Origin of the sequence: Gardnerella sp. DNF01198P, assembly GCF_049244165.1 — a bacterium.
GTDB classification, from domain to species: domain Bacteria; phylum Actinomycetota; class Actinomycetes; order Actinomycetales; family Bifidobacteriaceae; genus Bifidobacterium; species Bifidobacterium swidsinskii.
Map to the genome: position 1 here is coordinate 548,901 of NZ_CP058382.1, position 21,407 is coordinate 570,307.

Below are 21,407 nucleotides of genomic sequence, written 5' to 3' on the forward strand. Positions count from 1 at the left end.
AGTTAAAGCCTGATTAGCTATAGGGCGATGAGATACGTCAATAGGATCCTCATGGTTTTTTCATGACTCCTATGAAGTACCTCTATTCTACTATGGCTGTTTTTCAGGTATTAGAGTCGGTACTTCATAAAGTATCGGCTCTTTTTTGTATGTGTCTTCACCCTACCGCTGCAGGCGGGAAGGGTGAGCATGAGGACTCGCAAAACTAATAGCAATGATCGAGCAACGTATAAGTATACAAGTTGTGTTCGTAATGAAGATGGTAGTTATAGTGAAGGAACTATCGAGATTAAACCTGGCGAAAATGGTGTAACTGAAGCGGATATTAAGATGCTTCACTCAATGGATGACAGTGAGGTTTATTACAACAATAAGAACCTGCGTCCTACTAGAACTGTTGAAGAAAAAGCTGAGATTAGGGCGTGGAAAGAAGAATATATCCGGCGTTTTAATCTTAAGCATGGTTATGAGCCTAACAAGGATGATGTTGAGTATGCTGCTGAAGAGCATTTTCCACGTAACTATAATCTTTCACTTGACTTTGATGCACGTCGAGAGTGTCGTATTGATGTCAAAAGCTGATTAGGTGGGTGCAAGTTTGCCCTTGTGTAGCAGGGCTTAGCGAGGGCTATCGTTAAAAGGTTTAATGCGAAGCGGCTTTAAGCTGGGTTCTCGCGGTTTTTGAGTGCGATTTTGCTGTATGAGGGAAGATATCAACGCTCTAGGGTCGAGTGCAATAAGTTCAATGATTGTTGCTTGTGCACAGTGTGATATACAAATGTATCAATCACTTGGATTTTCAATTCAGATTGGGAACTTGTTTGCATTTGAACCATAAGTCACAGTCATTAGATAAAAAATAAAGGAGTAAACTATGGAACATAATTGCGGATTTATTAACGATAAAAAAGCATTTAGATATAGAGCAGCAGCCATCATAGTAGAAGAAGGTTGTGTGCTATTTGCAGGAAATGATGAGGACGACTATTACTACTCAGTTGGCGGAGCGGTTCACATGGGCGAGACATCAGAAGAAGCCGTTAAGAGAGAAGTATTTGAAGAGACAGGTCTTAATTATGAAGTAGATCACCTTGCTGTCATACACGAGAACTTATTCATCGGCAGCTCTGGCTTAAAAGGAGTAGACTTCCATGAGCTGACATTCTACTACATGATGAAGCCCATGGGCAAAAGAGATTTTACGAGCCAAAGCACTACAGAGTCAGATGCTAAAGAGACAATGCATTGGTTACCTATAGATGAGCTTGATAAGTTCAAGGCTTACCCGACATTTATGAAAGAATATCTTAAATCGGAGCATAGTGGAATAGAGCATATAATTTCAGATGAAAGATATTAATGAATTCCGCTATTATGGCAAGAGATCGTTACATAAACATTAGTTCTAGTTTCTTAACTCTTGTATGCAATGAAACTTTTCCTTTTATACTCTGAAACTGTTGCTTTCTATGTTATATATCTCAGCATGCTCTTGACAACAAACTTATGTTTCTGTTGCCTTATTCCGTACGTTTGTTGTTGGGGATTGGCATGAATGAGAGCAGAGCAATGAGGTGGATATCGGTCTTCGGCGCGTTGTGTTGTATGGCTCGTGCACCTTGGATTTTGTACATTCTCTGTTAGTTTTGTATAAATTTCTTTTGAAACAGCTATTTTCACATAATTATGTGCGCGTGTGCTAAGAAAATGCCATGTTACGATTCGTAACGCTTGTGTTCTAGTTAGTTCCTTTTCTATTCATATGTTGCTCGTTAGCATGTAATTACGCAGTGCGGTTATTAATTGCATTACGAGCAAAACAAATAATCGTTAAGAACGAAAGCTCATAGCCAATGAAAGGAGTTATACGATGTTGTTGGGAGAAAAAATCAGAAATGCGCGCGTGGAAGCGGGTTTAACTCAGGAAGAACTTGCTGAAATGATTATGGTTTCGCGTGCTGCGGTAGCGAAGTGGGAAGGTGGTCGCGGTCTGCCGGATGTTGCAAATTTGAAGGTGATTGCGGATGCGCTGGGTGTTACTGTCGACCATTTGTTGGATAAAGACAATGCTATTGATTTGTCAATCATTAAGAAGCCTATTGATTTAGCGAAGTATGGTCTTAATGAAAAATTGAGTGTTCGTAAGAAAATCAAGATGAAGGAACAAATTATTCGTGATGAATATGCAGACGCTGAAATTATTATGCTCACGGTGACGAAGTTTATTCCAAATTCGTCTGAAAAGTTTATGGATAATTTTATCGGGTGTATTACTACTTTGTTCGGTGATATTCCTTTGTTTGATACGTTTGCATTCGGTAAAGCGGTAGAGAGTATTGGCAGTGAACAGTATTACTTGGTGAATAAAAAAGAAAAGCAATTTTTTGTGCTGATAACGGATGAGTATATTATTAGCAGAATGATGCGAGTAAAGTTCACTGATAAGAAGATGTGTGTTGGGGATAAGGAATTTACGCAAGTTGGTAAGTTGCGTGATAAGTAAGAACCGGGAACCGGTAGTTGGTTGGGAATTGGTCAGAAGAATGTGTTTTTCAGTTTTGATTTCCGCATTCTTCTGATTTTTAGTTTCCGGGTTTTGTACATGCTTTTAGTGTTTTACATGACAGTTGATCATAAGAAATGAAATTCGATTTTTGCACACATATAAAAATGCATATTCTTTGCATCTGGCTAGTCTACTGAAATTATTTGACCTGTGCGTCAAAAAAGTTCATTGGCACCAAGTCATGATTTTGACTATATAAAACGTTACATTGGGCTTTTAGAAAGATATGTCACATATTGTCGAATTTCCATTATTTGTTGTTGATAATATTTTCAATGTTTCTGCCTGTATAAAAGATACGAACAATCGTCACGCTACATTTATCTTCATCTAAGAGGTAAAAAGCTGTGTAGCTATCTATGGGAACCCTGTGTATTTCCATAGAACACCAAGGCTCCCAGCCAACAATCTAGTATTGCATGGGCATGGTGTTAGTAGAATGGATATCATGCCTGAAATCAGGCTATAAAGTCAATTTTAAACCTTTAACGATAGCTTTTTTAATAACCGTTAGCATAATAATGATTGTTATTAGGAATAGTTATTCCAGTAGTGCGTCAATATTTCGTTTTGAGTATAGAAGTCTTCGCACTTCCATAGTGTCGTCGATGACAACGTAAAAAATAGAAAAGTTGCGTACACTAATCCTGTAGTAAGGGTGTTCTCGTGTTGATTAATCCCTTCTCCTTACACTATCAAAGACGTCGTCTTTAGAAAGACGCGTAGAAGTATTTGCGGCAAAAGTATCTGCTTCGTCGAGTTTTCTTTCGATGTCGTCAGTGAGAGCAGAGTATTGTTTGATGCTCATGAGAACCATAGTTCCATAACCGTTTTTTGTAAGGAATACTGGTGTATTTGAATTTATAACTGTTTCTTCTACTTCTGGGAATTTATTTCTTAAATCGGAAACTGGGCGAATATTGATCATAGTATCAACCTCCTTTTATCAAAAAAGTATCATAATATTATCAAGATTACAATAGTTAGCGCGCTATCGAACTTTTATTCCGACGTTTGGCGAGATATTATTCCAATGTTTGGCGGCATCAGTGAAGATGATTGGAAAGTGCGGTGCAAACATGAGAGAAAACGAATTGGTGGTCGGTTGCGCTCATTTGTCGGCAGAAATTGCGCTTTTAACGGTAATTGTCAATCGCACTTGCTACTACGCAACTGCTGTTTCAGCTATAATTTCACCATAATCATGATGAATTCTAGTTTGAAATGGAGATGTTTTTATGATTTTAGCAGATAAAATATTGGAACTGCGTAAACAAAACGGTTGGTCGCAGGAAGAATTGGCGGACAAATTGGGCGTCAGTCGCCAAGCTGTTTCCAAATGGGAAGGCGCACAAAGTATCCCGGATATGGAACGGATAATTGCATTGAGCCGTTTGTTTGGTGTTAGTACAGATCTTCTGGTAAAAGATGAAATTGATGTTATGGGGAAGAACGTCAACGCAGGTGAAAATGCCTGCCAGGAAGAAGCCGGCGTTCGCATGCGGGTAATTGAGCTGGAAGAAGCCTCCGCTTATATTGCTCACAGAATATCATTTGCCGCCTATGTTGCTCTAGGCGTTCTTCTTTGTATTCTGGCGGCAATACCGTTGGTCGGCAGTGATCTTTTGCTTTCTCACACAGTAAATGCACAAGTCGGTAAAACTATGGGCTTAGCATTCAGTGTTGCGATTATTACCGTAGCTGTAGCTATTTTTATTATTCAGAGTTTCCACGGAAAGCGTTATCAATATTTGGAAAAAGAGGACTTTGAAACGGCTTACGGCGTTGACAGTGTGCTCAAAGAACGCTTGGAACGGTTCATGCCGTCGTATGTGCTGCGGACGGTCAGCGGTGTCGTTTTATGTATGGTTGCCTTTATTTTTCTTATAATTTCGGATATAGCACCGAAATTTTATCAACTTTCATCCGGCTTTTTTGTAGTTATCGCTATTGCCCTGGTGGCAGCAGCTGTCTATTTATTCGTACAGGCGAATATTGTCCGCTCGTCCTATTGCCGTTTGCTGCAACCGAAGAAAAAAACTGTCTATCCTGCAAAGATTAGCTTATTCCTCCAAGCTTACTGGCTTATAATTATCTGCATTTATTTAGCCTACAGTTTCATCACGTCCGATTGGGGAAAAAGTTGGATTGTTTGGCCGTTGGCCGCATTGACTTACGGAGTAATAGAAGTAGTGCTCAAAGCGTGGAGGCTCGGAAAGAAATAAGTGACTTTCGGAGCCGATTTTGTGGCGAATAATGTTAAGGCTGTTGCTTCTTGCATGGTGGATACGTTAAATGGTACGAGTGTTTTAGAAGGAGAAATACCTAAGGATGTATGTCTTGAAGTAGTTTGTGAAAATGGTATTAGCGAGGTTTCTGATAAGAATAAGGTCAATCTTAGTTGTAATAATTTTGGGCGCAAAACAGATGGATGTGCTCACTATGCTGTGCATTGCTTGAATGGGAAAGCTGTAGTGAAGTAATACTGTTGCGGTGTTTTATGTCTGTCACTGTGACTAGTCGCACGAAATATAGTTTGGCATATTCTAAAAATGCTTAGGAATGTTGGAGTATTAGGCTTGGTGGTTTTTTAATCCAAGTGTAAAGGTCATTTTCATTTGCCTTGCCTGATGCAACTTTGAGAATAAAAAAGTTTCGTATTAGGGATAAGGAATTTATGAAGGTTGGTCAGCCTTGTAATAAGTAGTAAATGAGCGGGTTATGTCTGGTTTTAATATTTTTTCTCATAATATTTGTTGATAAAAAACATGATTAATGGAGAAAAGGCAATCGAAATAGCTAAAAGAGCAGCTGGCAAATATGCTTTCGTGATAAATGCAATTATGGCAATTATTCCCATTAGGTGCATCAGTATGAATGCCATTGTTGCATTTACTTTATCTTTGATTTTCTCATTTCTTTCATCGTTCACATTTATTTTGTAGTTGTGGTCTTTTTCTATCATCTTATAGTGCATGATTTTTACGTGTGAAAGTGAGATAATTGCAACAAAAACAACTGACAGTACAATTCCTACGGATTCGTTCAGTTTAAGAGTCAGCGCAAGAATTAGTCCGCAAATTCCTATTACATAACCTATGTACCAAAAATTCTGTGTTTTTTGTTTTTTCATTTTTTATCTTCCTCGTAGATAAATATTTCTTCGATTGTTAAATTAAAGTACTTAGCAATTTTGTATGCCAATATGATTGATGGATTGTATCTTCCATTTTCCAAAGAACCGACTGTCTGTCTTGATACTTCAAGTGCATCTGCAAGTTCTTCTTGTGTTATGCCTTTTTCTCTTCTAATTTGTTCAAGTCTATTTTTCACATTACATTCTCCTTCCTAATGGAAAGCTAGCTTTACATATAAGATAATTATTTCGAAAGCAAATTTCAAGTTAGCTTTCCAGTGTATTTAATAAAGATGTGGTGGAGCACCTGCCGTGAGTTTTGCTTTGCTAATGCTGATGTTAATGCAATGCCAATGCAATGTCATATAATCATTGTAAGAAACAAGGGGTGATTGTATGGCGAAAACAGCTAACTTGTATACTCGTATTGATCCAGAGTTAAAAGAGCAGGCAGAGTATATATTGAATTCTTTGGGTCTTCCTCCTTCGAGTGCTATTACCATGTTTTATAAGCAGGTTGTTTTGCAGCAGGGGCTTCCTTTTGATGTGAAATTGGGTTATAGAGAGCCGCGTGATGTGAGTTCTATGACTCAAGGTGAGTTGAATGATGAGTTGGAAAAGGGTTATAAGTCAGTTTTATCTGGTGATGTGAAGCCTGCGGATAAGGTTTTTGAGTCCTTGCATAAGGCATAGGGTTCGTGTCGTGTGATAATTTTCTTATTTTTTATTTTGTTTTTGAAGAAAAGTATGAAGTTGTGGTTTCTCGTGTGCTTTATGGGAAAAGAGATATTGAGAAAGTTATAAATGGCAATTAAACCTTTTGCAATATCTCGCTTCTATCGTTAAAGCGTGTACTCATTTTGCCACACATTTGTTTATGTATGGAAATAAAATCCTGTAGATTATCGGATGATTTTTAGCTATAGTTATTTTGTAGGCTGTATATCTGCATTCTTTGTCCATAATTTACATCCCGTCAGTTTTATTAAACTCAAAGATGATTTGTACTCCGAGATGAATAAATATTTGGCAGATGATGGTGAAGAACAAAGTGAAGATTGAACATGAGAATCGTAGCTGCAATTAGGTAAAGATTAAGTTGTAGAGGAGGCATAAATGAAGAATATCAAGCATTATGCTTTTTTGACTATGGTAGTTTGCCTTATGTCACTTATTTCAGGTTGTAAGAGTCAGAATAATTTTAGTGATAATAATAGAGAAGTAAAAACAGAAAATCAAAAGTCTGCAAGGAATGAAAGACACTCAGAAAATAATGAAGATGTTGACTGGAAAGAGGTAAGTAAAAATGGTGTTGATGAAACTTTGCTCATAAAAAACATAGATGAAAAGGTTCTCACGTATGTTGCTAAACAGTTACAAAATCTATGCGACGAGATTGGTGAAAAGGGGGTCAAAGATAAATACTATCGGCTGACAGGGTGGTATAACGATGTAGTATATTCTAAGCAATACAAGAGTGTTGTGTCGTTGGGTAAAAAAGCAATGAAACCATTGTTCCTAATAATATATAAAAGCAAAGAGGCTGGAATGTATGAATGGGTTTGTAGTAAAGCGTTAGATGAAATATCTGGTTTTGATTTCTCGGGATTAAACAATGGCGCAGGCTGGAGTAATTCTAGAGAATTTTTAAAGGCATTTACCGATAAAATTATTGAACAAAAAAATTAACAACTCTCTGTTTACAATTGTCTTGGATGTTTACACTCCTACAATATTCCCAATATTAACTTCCATTCTGCAATGAGCATTAAGACTATTTTGCTGTCGAGTGATTATTAATTTAGTTGTTTATGTTTTGGGGATCAAATCGGTTAAATAATTGTAAAAAAGTTCCCTACACTGTTTGATTTCTCATGGTAATGGCTTGTTGGTTATTCCAGAAAATAGGGTTCCTGAGTTTAAGAAGTTGCTTGTTGGGTATTATGAAGGTGAAGATTTGCAGGTAATTGCTTCGTTTATGAGGGAATATTGTTGGAAGCATTAAACGCTCACAATTATGTTGGTTCCTCTGGCTCTGCGAATCTTGCTGTTTATAAAAATTATAGTTTGCTAGTAAATGAAGAGATTAGTGTCAATAATCTAGACAAATTAATAAAAAAAATAATATATTTATTAAGATTATTACAGTAATCAGAGCGAATGGTAGATCTTGTTTACTTAATAATCTGTTTTATGATCATTTGATACAGAGTCGTGTTAACGAAAAGGAGGCTAGTAGTGTTATGAGAAGTAAAACTATTTTTTGTAAAACCATTTTTCAAAGTTGTCTTGTTATGCTTCTGCTGCTAGGTACTCTCTTTTCTCTTGCGGGATGTGCCGACGATGATGAGAAGGCGGAGCTTGCGTCGTATCATTGGGAGACGGTGGCGGTGTCTCAAGAAGAGTTTCGTATACCAGAAAACTATATAAATAAGGATGAATTGTATCTCTTTGTGTCACGAGACATTCTTGATTCTCACTATGATTTGTCTAAAGTTACTCTTGGAGATAAGCGTATTAAGTTAGTTGACTCATCGTTCAATTTACCTGGTCCAGGACTTAAAGCTTTATTTTTAGTTGGAAAATTTGATTTAAAAGACAAGCCAGGCTCTTGTAAGTCAAGCTCTTGTGTTCTTAAAGTACCAGGGCTTAATAAAGCAGGTAATGTTGCTATAGGTTATAAGAAGAAATAGTAATATTTTGCACATGTTAAACAAATGTTTTGTGATTGCTTATATTTGAGTTTTTTGCGGAATGCTAATATAATTTTCCACGTAAAGCACATTTAAGTTTATGAGGTGTTGCGCTATGACTGCCCAAATGATCGCTAGTCTTAAGAACGGTTTGAAAGGCATATAAAAGCACATAAAACAGCTTAAGATACATATTCTTTAGCAGTATTAAACACGCATTGCACATGGTGTTTTGTTTCATTATGTTTGCGCATGCGCGTTGGTTTTTGTACGTTTTTTTTTTGCATGTTTTTGCGCGTTCTTATCGTTCTTGTAAGCAAGCGTTATCTCTTTATCTAATTAATTTTCATTGTTGAAATTTATTCAATAACAGTAAAAATTAAGCTTTAATAACACGTAAGAACGAAGTAATAATAATGAATAATAATATAGAAAACGCAACTGATAGTCGCGATAACAATAATAAGCAGTCAGCTAGCAACTTAATATTGCGTATTGATAATATAACAAGATCTTATTCTCGTGGATTTGGTCGTAAGAAGACAACTCGCCAAGTTTTACATAACGTATCTTTTGATATTCATTCTGGTGAAATATTTTGCTTGCTTGGCCCTAATGGTGCAGGTAAAACAACTACCGTAAAAATTGTTGGTACGTTGTTAGCTCCTGATAGTGGTAGTGTTCGTATTGCCAATATTGATGCTGTGAGTAATCCTCGAGAAGCGCGTAAGCATGTGTCGTTACTTCTTGGAGGTGAGCGAGGATTTTATCAAAAGTTAAGTGCATTAGATAATCTTCGTTATTTTGCGGATCTTTCTGCTGTTCCATATAGGGAGCAAGGAAAGCGTATTCACGATGCTCTTGAGCAAGTTGATTTACTTGATAAAGCTCATGATGCTGTTCAAACTTTTTCAAGGGGAATGTGGCAGCGGTTGCATATTGCTCGATCGCTGGTTGCTAGAACGGATCTTATGCTTTTAGATGAGCCTACCACTGGTTTGGATCCTGAAAATGCTAGGAAAGTACGTGAAATTATTCATGCTTTACGAGATCAAGGAATAGCGATTTTGTTAACTACGCATGAGATGAGTGAGGCTGAGAAATTAGCTGATACTGTTGCTGTAATAAATCACGGTAATATTATTGCTCAGGGAAGTGTTCAGCAGTTGGCTTCTTTGCAGCATATTGATCATGTAACAATGTACGCGTATGAAGGTGAAACATCAAGTGGAACTCCTAGTGTTAAGGAAGAATTGCAAAAACTTGATGGAGTGTTGTGGTGTGATGTTTTTGAATCGCATGGAGTGTTAAATATTACTATCGCGTGGAGCAAAGCATTATCTCAAGAACGAAATGTTAAAATTCCTGTTGATGGGATTACACGTTTAGGTGATCGCGCTGCAAGTTTGGAAGAAACGTATCTTGCTATTGTGCAAAATGATAATATTTCTGCATCAAATACTTCTACTTCTTCTGCTGCTACGTCGTCTTCTTCGTCTTCTTCACTTTCATTGAGTAAGTAGGAGGCTTAATATGAATACTTCTACTCGTTCATGCGCTTCTGTGATTCGTGGCATGTGGTTTCAGCTTAAAAGCTTAGCGAAAACAACGTTTTTCTTGCAAAATGCGATACTTGCTCCAGTATGTTTTGCGTTGATGAAAATTGTTGCATACTATGGTTTTTCTCATAATTGTGCCAACTTCCTTAATAATATTTGGGTTGATTCTTCTATAGCTGGATTATGGTCTGCTACAACTACTGCTGTTGGAATTATTGGATACCAGCGTTATTTAGGAACATTACAATATTTAACTTTAAGTGTTATCTCACCTTCTGAAGTGTTTCTTCCTATTGTAGGATCCGCAGCTTTACTTGGGTGCATTGGTATGCCGCTTGCGATTATTACCGTTGCTGTTTTCTGCCATGGTTTCTTTATGATAACATTCACGCAGTTAGTTGGATACTTACTTTCTATGCTTGCTTGCGTAGCTTCTGCTGCATTATTATCTGGAATTTTTGTATTATGCCGTAAAGCTACAGTTTATGAAGGTTTGATTTTAATTCCTGTATGGATGCTTTGTGGAATAGTGATACCTGTAGAATCAATGCCATTGCCTGCTCGCATTATTGCGTTTATTCATCCGCTCACGTCTGCAGTGTGGGTGGTTCATGCGCAATCGTTTAATACTACTACTGTGTTAGCAATTGTGTTATGCGTTGTATTATCCAGCGTTCTGCTTGTTATTGCAGGTTTTATGTTACGTCATGCTATTCGACTTGCAACGCTTAATGGAAGTTTGAACATAATATGATACGAAATAATAATCAGGTTGAAACTATGCAAAATAAAATTATTAAAAATAGTAAGTACGCTGAATTGCATCAATATAATCAATATTCTCAGTATGGTCACGTGAGCGTGTTATCTAGTATACGAACTGGCGCAAGAGTGAGTATACAGAGTATACCTAGCTTAAATAGTTGGAATACTGCTGTTATTCGTATGATTATTGAGCCTCTTTTATCCACGTTCTTATACGTTTTTCTAGCTGGGGCTGTAAGTGGAGGATTCAATGGAGCAGCTAGTGCTGCAACTAGCGCTGGTTTTAATCATAGTTTGATTGCTTCAACTCTTGCTGCTGTGATGTGTGCATGTTCTATTTCCACAAGTATGACTGTGTCAGAAGCACTAGCATGGGATCGTTTTGAAGGAACAACACCATTCGTGCTTACAAGCGCGAAAGTTGCATTACCATTATGGTTCGGCCGTATTGTTGCGCTCGTGACTATTTCTTTAGTGAGTGATGCTGTGACTTTGTTTATAACAATGCTTGTAGTAAGCCCGAGTGCTTTCTTGATGATTAATATGAGTGCGTTGATGCTGTTGTTCCTTATTGTTCCTGTTGCTTCTACGGGATTTGGTATTGCTGTAGCTGCTATAAGCATGATGATGAATGATGTTTATACTATTTCTAACGCGCTTAGTGCAATACTTCCTATTGTTTGTGGTGTGATTGCTCCAATTAGCGTATTTCCTAAGATGATGCAATACGTGTTATATGCGATTCCAGTAACTCATGTTACTCAAGCATCTCGTAGTATAGTTGATGGTTCTGTAAATGTTGGCGTATCGCTACTTGTGATTCTTGTTGTTGGCATGTTATGGGCAATTGTTGGCGTGATTATATGGAATGTTGGTGTGGCGGTTCAACAGCGTAAAGGTACTTTAACAAATATAGGGTTTTAGGTAATAAATATGGGATTTAGTTAATTATATAAAGATTAAATTCGCGTATGGAGAGTGGGTGTAATGCTAGTGGCATGTTGATTATTGCGTAAGATTGTTCAGCAAGCTATTAAGCAGGTCTTAAACCTTTTTGCGATATTTCCTATCGTTTAAAAGTGCACCCACTTTTTGTTTGTATATTTGGCTGTATCATACATTATTTTTCTAGTAGAAGCTGTGCTTTATGGAAAAGAAAAATTTTATGGATTTGAAAAGCTCGCACTAATTGAAAGAAAAAATAAAAAAATTTTTCTTTAATAAAGCTTGTATGTGTGGTTTTTTTAAACAGTAATACTATTAAAGCTAAACAGACTATTATGGACTCTAATTTTAATAGAATTGTATTCTTATTAGAATCACATATTAAGAATAAGGAGAACTTATGAAATTAATTAGACCAGATAGTAAATATATCCAAGGTTATATAGAAGCAAATGAAGAAGATGAAATTTTTAGGCCGAATGCAGAAAGACGTTTTATAAACCCCGAAACAATTATAGAGAGTTCTTATAATATTGAACATGGTATAAATTTGCCTGAAAATTATGTTAGAGCTACTACGTTTTGGCTGATAGATAATGAAAAATTTATTGGTGAAATTAATATTAGGCATGAATTAAATTCTTTTTTAATTAACTATGGTGGTCACATAGGATACGAAATTAGACAATCTGAATGCATGAAGGGCTATGGAACAAAAATGCTTTCTATGGCACTTACATATTGTAAAGAGACTTTGAATCTGCATAAGGTTTTGATTACGTGTGATGATGACAATATCGGATCGATAAAAGTTATAGAAAATAATGGTGGAATTTTAGAAAACAAAGTGAAAAATAACTTATCAAGAGGAAACGTTACAACAAGAAGGTATTGGATTAATATATAGGAAAAATATTAAAAACAGCGAATGTGAATGTGAGAATACAAGAAAATATTAAGCAGCAGGCAGATCGAATTTTGGAAACGATTGGAGTCCCTAGAGCTATGGCTATTGACATGTTTTATCGTCAAATCATTCTTAATAATGGTATTCTGTTTTCGCTTACTATTCCAAAGTCTCTTACAGCACAAGATGCTATGGATGAGAAAACGTTTAATGCGTTGATGGTTAAAGGATATGATCAGGCGGTTCGTGGTGATAGCTATCTGATAGATGATGTTTTTTTGAAGAGCTTGAATGCTGATTGGCAGTCGTGATGTGAGATTGGTTTTAGAAAATTAAACCTTTTTGTGATTGCTCGCTTCTATCGTTAAAAAGTGCACCCACCCTGTGAAGGTTGGTTCATCAAGATCTGAATTTAATCGAATGATTGATGAGTGTGAGAAAGGTAATCTTGATATTATTCTTACTAAAAGTGTGAGTCGTTTTGGTCGTGATACGAAAGAAGGCTTAGAGGCTATTAGAAAGATTCGATCATGTGGTACAAGGATTATCTTTGAGACCGATAAGATTGATACGGAAACTGTCGATGATGAACTTTTAATCAGTGTGGTTCAAGCGTGCTGTCAGGCTGAAAATGATTGGCGTAGCGAGAATATTGTTTGGGGATTAAGGCGTAGAGCAGAAGATGGCACGTCGGGTCTTTATAGTAGGGCTTGTTATGGTTATAAGAAAGATAAGCATGGCATGCTGAATGCAGGCATTATTTCTAAAGAGAAGTTTGAAGCCGTTGAGCTTGAGATGGCGGTTCGTAGTAATGTGGAAGTTGGAGAGGACGGAACGGTCAAACGCAAGTCTAAGAAATATAGTTCGAAAAGATGAAGATCATAGGAGAATGTATATGAAAGATAAATTTTCTAAATCAAATATTAACACCGTTTCAGGGAATGTTTTTAATGGACCCACTAATATTGTTTCCGGAAACAATACAGATTTTAATGGGAATTCATCGGGAAAAACTGCGACATATACGCCTGAACCTGTTTGGAGAAGCCCTATAACAATGGCAATTCTATCATGGATGGGAATCTTTATTTCCCTGATAGGAATTTTCCCGTTTTATAAACTATTTGAACCTTTAATTAATTTATTTACCAATAAAAGTATTCAAATAAATGCAAACAATAATATTATATATTGGGGAATCTTAGCTATAGTAATAATTATACTTTTGGCAATTATTGTATGGTTAAGAGATATTACTAAAAGAGAAACTAGGCATCCGTTATTCTTTAATTATGCAATTAGTGGTCTTGGAAGAAAACTTACGATAGAAAAAATTCATATTGAAAAATGCCCTATATGTGGTGGCACAATGAAATATTTCAATAAGGCTGTAGAATGGAGAGATACAACATATCCTAATGGAAAAACAAAACGTGAGGTTACAAAAAAAGTGCCTGCTTTGCAATGTAAGCGAAACCCAGATCATTTCTGTGAAGTTGATCCAGCTGCAGATAAAATAAATTAGGTTTAATGAAAATAAGTATACTGTTATTGTAAAGTTGCAACTCTATGCAAATTAAAAAATTGCAGATGATGCTGGACAAATATTTCGAGCGATAAATCTCTAAAAAAGATTAATAGTTTATATAATATATACATTAGTCTAATCAAAACTTATATGCTCGAAACAACAGAAATCTTATAGTTTTTATAAAATCAAATGGGTTTTGCAGAGATATTTAATTTTTCAAAATAGCCTAATAATCTTACATGGAGAGTGTTGTTTTGATGTTGAGAGTGACAGAAAATAGCCGCAAAAGCTCGGTAACGCTGCGGTTTTCTGGCAATCGGGGGATTTCGGAATTGGGCAGACAAAACACTCTGCGGAAATTTATCTAAAGGAGAACCAACCAAGAGTGTGATGGTAGAGTTGCCAAGATAGATGTCAATAAATGGAGTTGCCGGGTTAGATGTCGGGTAGTTGTGGTCGTGAGATAGATATCAAGATTGGTGAGGCTTGATTTATTCGCAAAATTTACTATTCCTATTATAGAACGTTAAAAGGAGGAACTTTGAATATAGAGTATGTTGTAGTTGGCATATGTATTGTGGCAGTGGTGATGATTGCTGCTTTCCTAATTAATAGGCTAAAGAAAACAAATATTCCCAAAGACGAGAATAGCTCTGATTTGAATAATAGTGCGATGATAGTAAAGAAAACAAGTAAATTATCTCAGCCAGATCAAAAGCTCGATGAACTTGTCATTCAGATGGAAATGCTTCCGGTAGAAGCAATATCTGATGATAGTAAGCTGGTGGAGATAACTGATAGTAAAATTCTGGGGCGTGTGAACAATTTGTTTTCCGGATTGGTGCAAGCTAGTATAGCAGGTTCCAATGCAGTCCAAACTGCAAAAGCGGGAAGCGAGGTTTTGTATCGCGCTATAATCCCGGCTGGTGCTAAACTTACCAATTCTAAGGCTATGGAAGGAGCGGTTCGAGGACTCTATTTTGGTGCTAATGGAATCAAGGGTCATGCAAACCTTGTAGCGGTTAAAGCTAAAAATGTAGTAGCGAATAATGTGGGTGTAGCCATGGGATTGGCATCAATTGTTGTTGGGCAGTATTACATGACGCAGATAAATGCAGAGCTTGGAGCAATCCGTGATGGAATTTCAAAAATATCTGATTTCCAAGATAACGAATTTCGAAGTCGGATTTTTTCACTTGTTGCTCATGTTAAGAAAATTGCCGACTTTCAAGTAGAGATCCTTGAGAATGATGAATTGAGACTGTCAAAGATTGCGCAGCTCGATAATCTAGAAGAAGAATGTACTCAGTTACTTGGTCAGGTTAATTTAACTTTGGCGGGCTTTACAAAGAAAAATGACCTGGATTATGCATCTTATGAAAAGGAATTAAAAGAAGCGCAAAACTGGTATACATACCAAAAAGCATTGCTTGATGTGCTGTATAAGATTTCCGACTTGAGGTATACGCTTCATCTGGGGGCTGTCTCAAGAAAGCAGTGCCTAGCGCTTTTGCCGACATACACAAAGCAGGTGGAAGATACTCAAGCATTATTGACTGGCTGGCATCAGACATCCGTAAATCGTTTAAGCATTGATACAGATGAGATCAAGCGTAAAAGAGATGGAATTGATCGCGTCATTCATTTTATTCCTGGATTATTTGATGATGACCTTAATTTTAGGGCGATTAACAAAAAAACAGTAGATATGATAACGGCTCAAGCATCAGTCAAATCCATTAAACATCCGCAGGACACCTCTGACCTGTATGCCGAGGATGTGCAATTGATTTCTAAAGACGGTAAAATCTACTACTTACCAATGGGTAAGGCAGAATGAATGTGAAAAAAGAAGAATGATAAGGTGACAGGTACGTTGTAACAAAAAGTATGACAGTATTCGTCCTCTTGACATGAATGGTGCCACCGTCACTCAGAATGCCATTCACGCCAACTATGATAATTTGTTAATTAGTGAGAGAGGTACTTTAGCACCGTTAGTTTCAAATAGTTGAATTTCATCAGTGGACGTTAGCATTATTATTATATTATCGTCCACTTGAGACCCTGGTGATTCTAAATGCACCAGCTTACTAGGAAAGCATCTAAATGAGTAAATGTTCAAACGGTCGTAAGCAAATGCAGCTAGTTTCTATTCTAACAAACGTAATGGTTCCAGTTATTGCAGCTTTCGCTATTATGGAGTTATATCATCTGCTTGGAGTAGCCATTGCAATGGAACTGATTCTTATCGCTTGGGCAGTCGTGCTTATTAAGTCAAGCAAGTAAAACAATTCTCCGACTAGACAGCGAGACTAATTAAATGGATGACATCATGCAAGTACGTGTTTTGCAACTCCTAAGTGGAGTGGACGCGATGTATTTATTCTAAAGAGTGTCCACGGCTAGCTTGGGTGAGGTCAGAGACTTTTTTGCGATAGATTTCTAAATAGCGTTGAGTTCCATGAGCTTATTCTTCATAATGTATTTAGATTAAATTCCGAAATGGAAATAATTCTAAATAGGAAGAGGCGTACGTTTACGAGATGTTGTTCACAGATATAATATACGTTTAATATTAATAATAAAGGCATCAAGAAACAGTTAGAAGTTGATTTCATAGCTAATCTTGGAAGTAAAAGATATTATATTCAATCTGCCTATAGCCTTCCTTCAATCGAAAAGATACATCAAGAAAAAGCGTCCTTGTTATATATTGATGATTCATTTAAGAAAAAATAATTATCGTAAAAGATAGAATAAAACCTTTTTGGATGATGGAATACTTACTATTAGTTTATTCGACTTCCTATTGGATAGGAATAGTTTAGATTTGTAGTGAATAGCTTAACGTATTAGTTATGCTTATATTCCCACACATATTCCCGAGCACGAGCTTTTGAAAACTATTAACTTTTATTCATTTCATATTTGTCTCTCAATCCACGTGGAGACTGTTGTATTGATGTCAAGAGCTGATTAACTGGGCAAATTTTGTCTTTGTGTAGCAGGGGTTTACAGGGTCTATCGTTAAAAGGTTTAATGAGTGGCGGCTGTAAGCTGGCTCGGCGTGCTTTTTGAGTGCAGTTTGGCTGTTTGAGGGAAGATATCAATGCTCTAGGGTCGAGTGCACAGGATGGTAACGGTAAAAAGTACACACGACTTGCTCACAGGCTACAGCGTCAAAGATAGGCAATTTCTTATAATGTAAAATATCTAGTAATATATACAAATATAATGAAATATATCCAAATACAACCAAATACATTGACCTTTTATAAAAAGCAGATATAATGGTAGTTGGGTCTGTAGTGATGAAAATTTAGAGGTGGTATAACACAGATGAAAAATGAAGAAGGCTATATCAGCATTGATGAAGCGGCAGAATACTTGGGGATAAAAACTGTCACTCTGAGAACCTGGATAAGAAAAAAACCAGATATGCCAGTATATAAAATAGGAAAACTTTGGAAATTTAAACGCTCGGAATTAGATAAATGGATTGCCAGTGGAGAAAGTGCAGAGTAGCTGTTAAGTTAGGAGAGTGATTCATATTGTCTAAAATAGAACTTTACAACGATGACTGTATTGTTGCTATGGATAATCTTAGGGCAAAATCAATAGATTTAATTGTTACAGATCCGCCATATAATCTTGGTAGTTTTATGAAAACTAGAGATACTAATCTAAAAAAGATGAGAGACAATTTTTTTGCTGCCGCAGGTTGGGATGACATGGGTTTTGAGGAATGGAAGAAATCCATGGAGTCTTTTTTTGAACTATCTTCTAGAGTCATGAAAAAGGGTGGCTCTATGATTGTGTTTATGGCTATTATAAAAGTTGAAACGATTATAAAGTTAGCTGAGGAATATGGATTTTACTATAAGACAACAGGGATTTGGCATAAAACTAACCCTATGCCCAGAAATATGAATTTACATTTTGTAAATTCTACAGAAGCATGGGTGTATTTCACTTATAAAACAAAGACTGGAACATTTAACAATGGTGGAGCTATGTTTCATGATTTTATAGAAACATCCGTCACTCCGAATAGCGAAAGAAAATATGGAAAACATCCAACGCAAAAGCCAGAAAGTTTGATGCAGCACTTTGTAGAAATACTTTCCAACCCTGGTGATAATATTCTAGATCCATTTATGGGCTCTGGAACAACGGGAGTTGTTTCAAAACGAGCTGGTCGCAATTTTATAGGTATAGAATTAAACTCAGAATACTACAACATTGCTAAATCTAGGATAGAGGGCAAATAAATGCAACCAACGGTAATAGATTTATTTTCAGGCGTAGGAGGATTATCGTTAGGCTTTGAAGAAGAAGGATTCAGTGTTCTTTTAGCTAATGAGTATGATGAATCCATTGCAAACGCTTATATGAAAAATCATAAAACAACAAAAATGGTCGTTGGTGATATTACCTCTCTTGATTTGGATGCTGTTTTTGGAACATATAAAAATAAGATTGACGTCATTATAGGAGGGCCACCTTGCCAAGGCTTTTCGCAAAAAGGTCAGCGGAAAACAATCTACGATAAAAGAAATTTTTTATTTGAATATTATGTAAAGGTAGTTGAGCTTGTAAAACCTAAGTATTTTGTAATGGAGAATGTCCCAAACCTGCTTACTGCTGAAAAAGGTTATTTTTTTAATGAAATTGAGACGCTATTTAATGCTATGGGGTACTTTTTGCAGCATGGAGTACTTAATGCCGCGGATTTTGGAGTACCACAAAATAGAAAAAGAGCAGTTATTATTGGCAAAATGAATGGGGTTGCTCCGTCTTTACCATCCTCGCTGAATGAGAAAGTAACTATATGGGACGCAATTAGCGACTTGGCATTTTTAGAATCAGGAGAAGGTGATGAGGTGCAAGAATACAGATATGCGCCTCAAAGCGAGTATGAAAAAAAATTACGTGGACATGCTAACCTTTTGTATAATCATAAGGCAACAAAACACTCTCCACTTTCATTAAAAAGATTGAGAATGATTCCTCCTAATGCCGGTAAAGAAGTTTTACCAAAAGAGCATCTAACTAAATCCATATATAGTGGTACGTGGACCAGGATGAAAAAAGATGATATATCCGTCACGATAACAACAAGATTTGATACACCTTCTTCAGGCAAATTTACTCATCCTTTTTTAAATCGGGCAATAACAGTAAGAGAAGCGGCCAGGATACAGTCATTCCCAGATGAATTCATATTCATTGGTAGTAAGAGTTCTCAAATGAGACAAGTTGGTAATGCTGTTCCGCCACTATTGGCATCAGCAATCGCTAGAGTAATTAAAAATGATATTATGGAGGGAAACATTGATGAATAGACCAGATAATATGTCCGCTTATAGTGCATTGGATTTAAAGCTTGGTATTAAATCTTCGCTCCCACATGTTAAGAGTGCTGTCGCGCTAATACTTTTGTTTTGGGAGTGCTCTATTAAGTCTGCTGAGCTTCAGTATTCCGTGCAAAGTGGAGACAAAATAGTAATTAATCCAAATTTGAAAACTGCTATTAAAAATAAACTAGCACAAATTTGTAAACAAGATGGTATTAACATTGATACAGTAATAGATGCTATAAATAATAATTCACTATTTAAGTCTCAAATGGAATCGCTAATAGTAGCCTTTGAGCTAATTTGGAAGTTAGCAAAAATCAGCTTTATTGATGAAGATAAAACTGCTGGTGCAGAAAGGACAGGTGGAATAAGGTATCCCAAAAAATTAATCTATACGGTCAATGCTGACATTATCGATACTCTAATTGACAATGATTGGGATGCTTATGTACGTATTTTGATTTTGTGGATTGGTGTTGATATTAATTATGATAAGCAGATAGAGACTCGATTGAGTCGCTTGTTAACTGCAATATCTGAAGGCGCAATCTTTAAATTAGTTGATGGTACTAATGATGTTATTTTTAATCAAAACGACGTGTATAAGAAACTAATGCAAACTAAAAATAATGTAGACTTAAATGGAGATGAAGAAGCTAAAGGTTCTTTAAGAATACTTAAATCTCTGCTTTCGGATGGACTAAACCCATACCTTGAGGGCCATAATGGAGATGTTCAGATATTAAAAGGTCAGTTTAATAATCTAGAGGAATATCAAAAAAGGGTAGAAACCTTTCTGCAGCTATCAGCCACAAAAATAATAGGCTTCAAGGATGCAAATATAGATAAAGAGACCGATAGACAAGATTCGCTTGAAAATAATCGCGTTGTAAGTGGGCGTAATATTCTTCTATATGGTGTTCCGGGTTCTGGTAAGAGTTGGACTATTGAGCATGAATATTGCAAACCTGGAAGTGTTGTAGAAAGACTTGTATTTCATCCTGACTACACTTATTCAGATTTCATTGGACAGATTCTTCCAGCAGTTTCAGATGATGGACAGGTAAGTTATAAGTTTACTCCTGGACCTTTTACGAATATCCTTCGTGAATCATATAACAATCCGAGCAAGGAATACATCCTTATTATTGAGGAAATTAATCGTGGTAACGCTCCTGCTATCTTCGGAGAAGTGTTCCAGTTGCTTGACCGTAAAGTAGAAATTCGTGATATTGATGACAACGGATATCCCATCGGTACAAGTGAGTACGGTATTACAAATATGAATATTGCTGAGGAGATGTACGGCAAGGATAGAAAAACAGAAAAGGTTCGTATTCCTTCAAACCTTTCCATCATAGGTACGATGAACACATCAGATCAAAATGTTTTCACGTTAGATACAGCTTTTCAGCGCAGATGGGATATGCGTCTTATCGAGAACGATTTTGCCAGTGTCGACAGTTCGCTTGCTGATGCAGAAATCCTTGACACTGGAATAACATGGAAAAATTTCTGTGTTGAAATCAATAAGATTGTTGTTGGGAATAGTACAAGGATGACTTCTGCGGAGGATAAGAGACTTGGAGCATATTTTGTTCATGTTCATGACCTTAAATACGATGACACTATGGGAGATCTGAAAGAATACGATGCTCTTCGTGTGAAAGAAACCAGTGGTTCCCTTACAGATGATGAGAAGTCCAGAATTGCAGTGATTCGTGATGCAATGCGACAAAATAGGAAGTTCCCTGAAAAGGTAATAAAATATCTTTGGGATGATGCATTTAAATTCAACCGTGAAATTATTTTTGATGTTGATAAATATCAAAGTCTTGAACAAGTAATACATGCTTTTATGTATGCCAATGGTACTGAGCGCTTTAAGGTGTTTAAAGATAATGTCAGGGATGCATTTGCTAATGTAGAAGAAGATTAAGTC

General features: G+C 36.5%; 24 protein-coding genes and 1 pseudogene. 22 read left to right on the forward strand and 3 right to left on the reverse strand.

Annotation, left to right across the window (positions count from 1 at the left end; all coding sequences use genetic code 11):
* The first annotated feature begins 189 nt into the window (after window positions 1-189).
* The 3 genes from HXT44_RS02485 to HXT44_RS02495 all read left to right on the forward strand — a co-directional run bounded on the left by HXT44_RS02485 (window position 190) and on the right by HXT44_RS02495 (window position 2,503).
* Window positions 190-582: a hypothetical protein gene (locus HXT44_RS02485; RefSeq protein ID WP_421783076.1), complete on the forward strand. Its 393-nt coding sequence runs from the start codon at window positions 190-192 to the stop codon at window positions 580-582.
* A gap of 292 nt (window positions 583-874) precedes the next feature.
* Entirely contained in the window at window positions 875-1,360 is a 486-nt protein-coding gene (locus HXT44_RS02490; protein WP_076002746.1) for an NUDIX hydrolase, read from the forward strand.
* Window positions 1,361-1,870: 510 nt separating this feature from the next.
* Window positions 1,871-2,503: a helix-turn-helix domain-containing protein gene (locus HXT44_RS02495; RefSeq protein WP_012913988.1), complete on the forward strand. Its 633-nt coding sequence runs from the start codon at window positions 1,871-1,873 to the stop codon at window positions 2,501-2,503.
* A 736-nt stretch (window positions 2,504-3,239) separates the two neighbouring features.
* Here the strand turns inward: HXT44_RS02495 and HXT44_RS02500 are convergent.
* Window positions 3,240-3,494, reverse strand: coding sequence for a type II toxin-antitoxin system Phd/YefM family antitoxin (locus HXT44_RS02500; RefSeq protein ID WP_004110957.1), 255 nt, complete (start codon window positions 3,492-3,494; stop codon window positions 3,240-3,242).
* A gap of 310 nt (window positions 3,495-3,804) precedes the next feature.
* On the opposite strand from HXT44_RS02500, the gene HXT44_RS02505 reads away from it, so the two are divergent.
* Both HXT44_RS02505 and HXT44_RS02510 read left to right on the forward strand, forming a co-directional pair.
* On the forward strand, window positions 3,805-4,791 hold the full coding sequence (locus HXT44_RS02505) for a helix-turn-helix domain-containing protein (protein WP_004110953.1): 987 nt from the start codon (window positions 3,805-3,807) through the stop codon (window positions 4,789-4,791).
* A 21-nt stretch (window positions 4,792-4,812) separates the two neighbouring features.
* Window positions 4,813-5,049 (forward strand): annotated as a pseudogene (locus HXT44_RS02510) (hypothetical protein); the annotation flags it as partial.
* Window positions 5,050-5,297: 248 nt separating this feature from the next.
* Here the strand turns inward: HXT44_RS02510 and HXT44_RS02515 are convergent.
* Window positions 5,298-5,699: a hypothetical protein gene (locus HXT44_RS02515; RefSeq protein WP_012913990.1), complete on the reverse strand. Its 402-nt coding sequence runs from the start codon at window positions 5,697-5,699 to the stop codon at window positions 5,298-5,300.
* Window positions 5,696-5,899: a helix-turn-helix transcriptional regulator gene (locus HXT44_RS02520; RefSeq protein WP_004110950.1), complete on the reverse strand. Its 204-nt coding sequence runs from the start codon at window positions 5,897-5,899 to the stop codon at window positions 5,696-5,698. The genes HXT44_RS02515 and HXT44_RS02520 overlap by 4 nt, the downstream gene beginning before the upstream one ends.
* A gap of 199 nt (window positions 5,900-6,098) precedes the next feature.
* Between HXT44_RS02520 and HXT44_RS02525 the strand changes: the two genes are divergently transcribed.
* From HXT44_RS02525 to HXT44_RS02605, 17 genes are all read left to right on the forward strand, one after another.
* A complete protein-coding gene (locus HXT44_RS02525; RefSeq protein ID WP_004110949.1) occupies window positions 6,099-6,395 on the forward strand; it encodes a type II toxin-antitoxin system RelB/DinJ family antitoxin in 297 nt (98 codons plus the stop codon).
* Window positions 6,396-6,818: 423 nt separating this feature from the next.
* The gene (locus HXT44_RS02530; RefSeq protein WP_004110943.1) at window positions 6,819-7,391 is read left to right on the forward strand and encodes a hypothetical protein; all 573 of its coding nucleotides are present in this window, start codon (window positions 6,819-6,821) and stop codon (window positions 7,389-7,391) included.
* A gap of 175 nt (window positions 7,392-7,566) precedes the next feature.
* Window positions 7,567-7,707: a hypothetical protein gene (locus HXT44_RS02535; RefSeq protein WP_004110941.1), complete on the forward strand. Its 141-nt coding sequence runs from the start codon at window positions 7,567-7,569 to the stop codon at window positions 7,705-7,707.
* A gap of 238 nt (window positions 7,708-7,945) precedes the next feature.
* Window positions 7,946-8,395 carry a hypothetical protein gene (locus HXT44_RS02540; protein WP_004110940.1) on the forward strand — a complete coding sequence of 150 codons (450 nt, stop codon included), beginning with the start codon at window positions 7,946-7,948 and terminating at the stop codon, window positions 8,393-8,395.
* Between the two features lie 416 nt (window positions 8,396-8,811).
* Window positions 8,812-9,918 (forward strand): ABC transporter ATP-binding protein, encoded by a 1,107-nt coding sequence (locus HXT44_RS02545; protein ID WP_004110938.1) that lies wholly within the window; start codon window positions 8,812-8,814, stop codon window positions 9,916-9,918.
* 10 nt (window positions 9,919-9,928) lie between these two features.
* Complete coding sequence (locus tag HXT44_RS02550) at window positions 9,929-10,708, forward strand: hypothetical protein (protein ID WP_004110937.1); 780 nt, start codon at window positions 9,929-9,931, stop codon at window positions 10,706-10,708.
* Window positions 10,705-11,643: an ABC transporter permease gene (locus HXT44_RS02555; protein WP_076002751.1), complete on the forward strand. Its 939-nt coding sequence runs from the start codon at window positions 10,705-10,707 to the stop codon at window positions 11,641-11,643. The genes HXT44_RS02550 and HXT44_RS02555 overlap by 4 nt, the downstream gene beginning before the upstream one ends.
* A 421-nt stretch (window positions 11,644-12,064) precedes the next feature.
* Window positions 12,065-12,571 (forward strand): GNAT family N-acetyltransferase, encoded by a 507-nt coding sequence (locus tag HXT44_RS02560; RefSeq protein ID WP_004110930.1) that lies wholly within the window; start codon window positions 12,065-12,067, stop codon window positions 12,569-12,571.
* Between the two features lie 5 nt (window positions 12,572-12,576).
* Window positions 12,577-12,882, forward strand: a complete 306-nt coding sequence (locus HXT44_RS02565; RefSeq protein WP_049762315.1) for a type II toxin-antitoxin system RelB/DinJ family antitoxin — start codon at window positions 12,577-12,579, stop codon at window positions 12,880-12,882.
* Between the two features lie 109 nt (window positions 12,883-12,991).
* Window positions 12,992-13,447: a recombinase family protein gene (locus HXT44_RS02570; RefSeq protein ID WP_004110928.1), complete on the forward strand. Its 456-nt coding sequence runs from the start codon at window positions 12,992-12,994 to the stop codon at window positions 13,445-13,447.
* A 19-nt stretch (window positions 13,448-13,466) separates the two neighbouring features.
* Window positions 13,467-14,096: a hypothetical protein gene (locus tag HXT44_RS02575; protein WP_012913997.1), complete on the forward strand. Its 630-nt coding sequence runs from the start codon at window positions 13,467-13,469 to the stop codon at window positions 14,094-14,096.
* 547 nt (window positions 14,097-14,643) lie between these two features.
* Complete coding sequence (locus HXT44_RS02580; protein ID WP_116440570.1) at window positions 14,644-15,942, forward strand: hypothetical protein; 1,299 nt, start codon at window positions 14,644-14,646, stop codon at window positions 15,940-15,942.
* A gap of 269 nt (window positions 15,943-16,211) precedes the next feature.
* Window positions 16,212-16,391 (forward strand): hypothetical protein, encoded by a 180-nt coding sequence (locus HXT44_RS02585; RefSeq protein WP_119504731.1) that lies wholly within the window; start codon window positions 16,212-16,214, stop codon window positions 16,389-16,391.
* Window positions 16,392-17,444: 1,053 nt separating this feature from the next.
* On the forward strand, window positions 17,445-17,630 hold the full coding sequence (locus HXT44_RS02590) for a helix-turn-helix domain-containing protein (protein WP_012914000.1): 186 nt from the start codon (window positions 17,445-17,447) through the stop codon (window positions 17,628-17,630).
* Between the two features lie 26 nt (window positions 17,631-17,656).
* Complete coding sequence (locus HXT44_RS02595; protein ID WP_004110918.1) at window positions 17,657-18,376, forward strand: DNA-methyltransferase; 720 nt, start codon at window positions 17,657-17,659, stop codon at window positions 18,374-18,376.
* Window positions 18,377-19,450, forward strand: a complete 1,074-nt coding sequence (locus HXT44_RS02600; protein ID WP_012914001.1) for a DNA cytosine methyltransferase — start codon at window positions 18,377-18,379, stop codon at window positions 19,448-19,450. It abuts the gene before it with no gap.
* Window positions 19,443-21,404 (forward strand): McrB family protein, encoded by a 1,962-nt coding sequence (locus HXT44_RS02605; RefSeq protein WP_076002754.1) that lies wholly within the window; start codon window positions 19,443-19,445, stop codon window positions 21,402-21,404. The genes HXT44_RS02600 and HXT44_RS02605 overlap by 8 nt, the downstream gene beginning before the upstream one ends.
* Window positions 21,405-21,407: the final 3 nt, after the last annotated feature.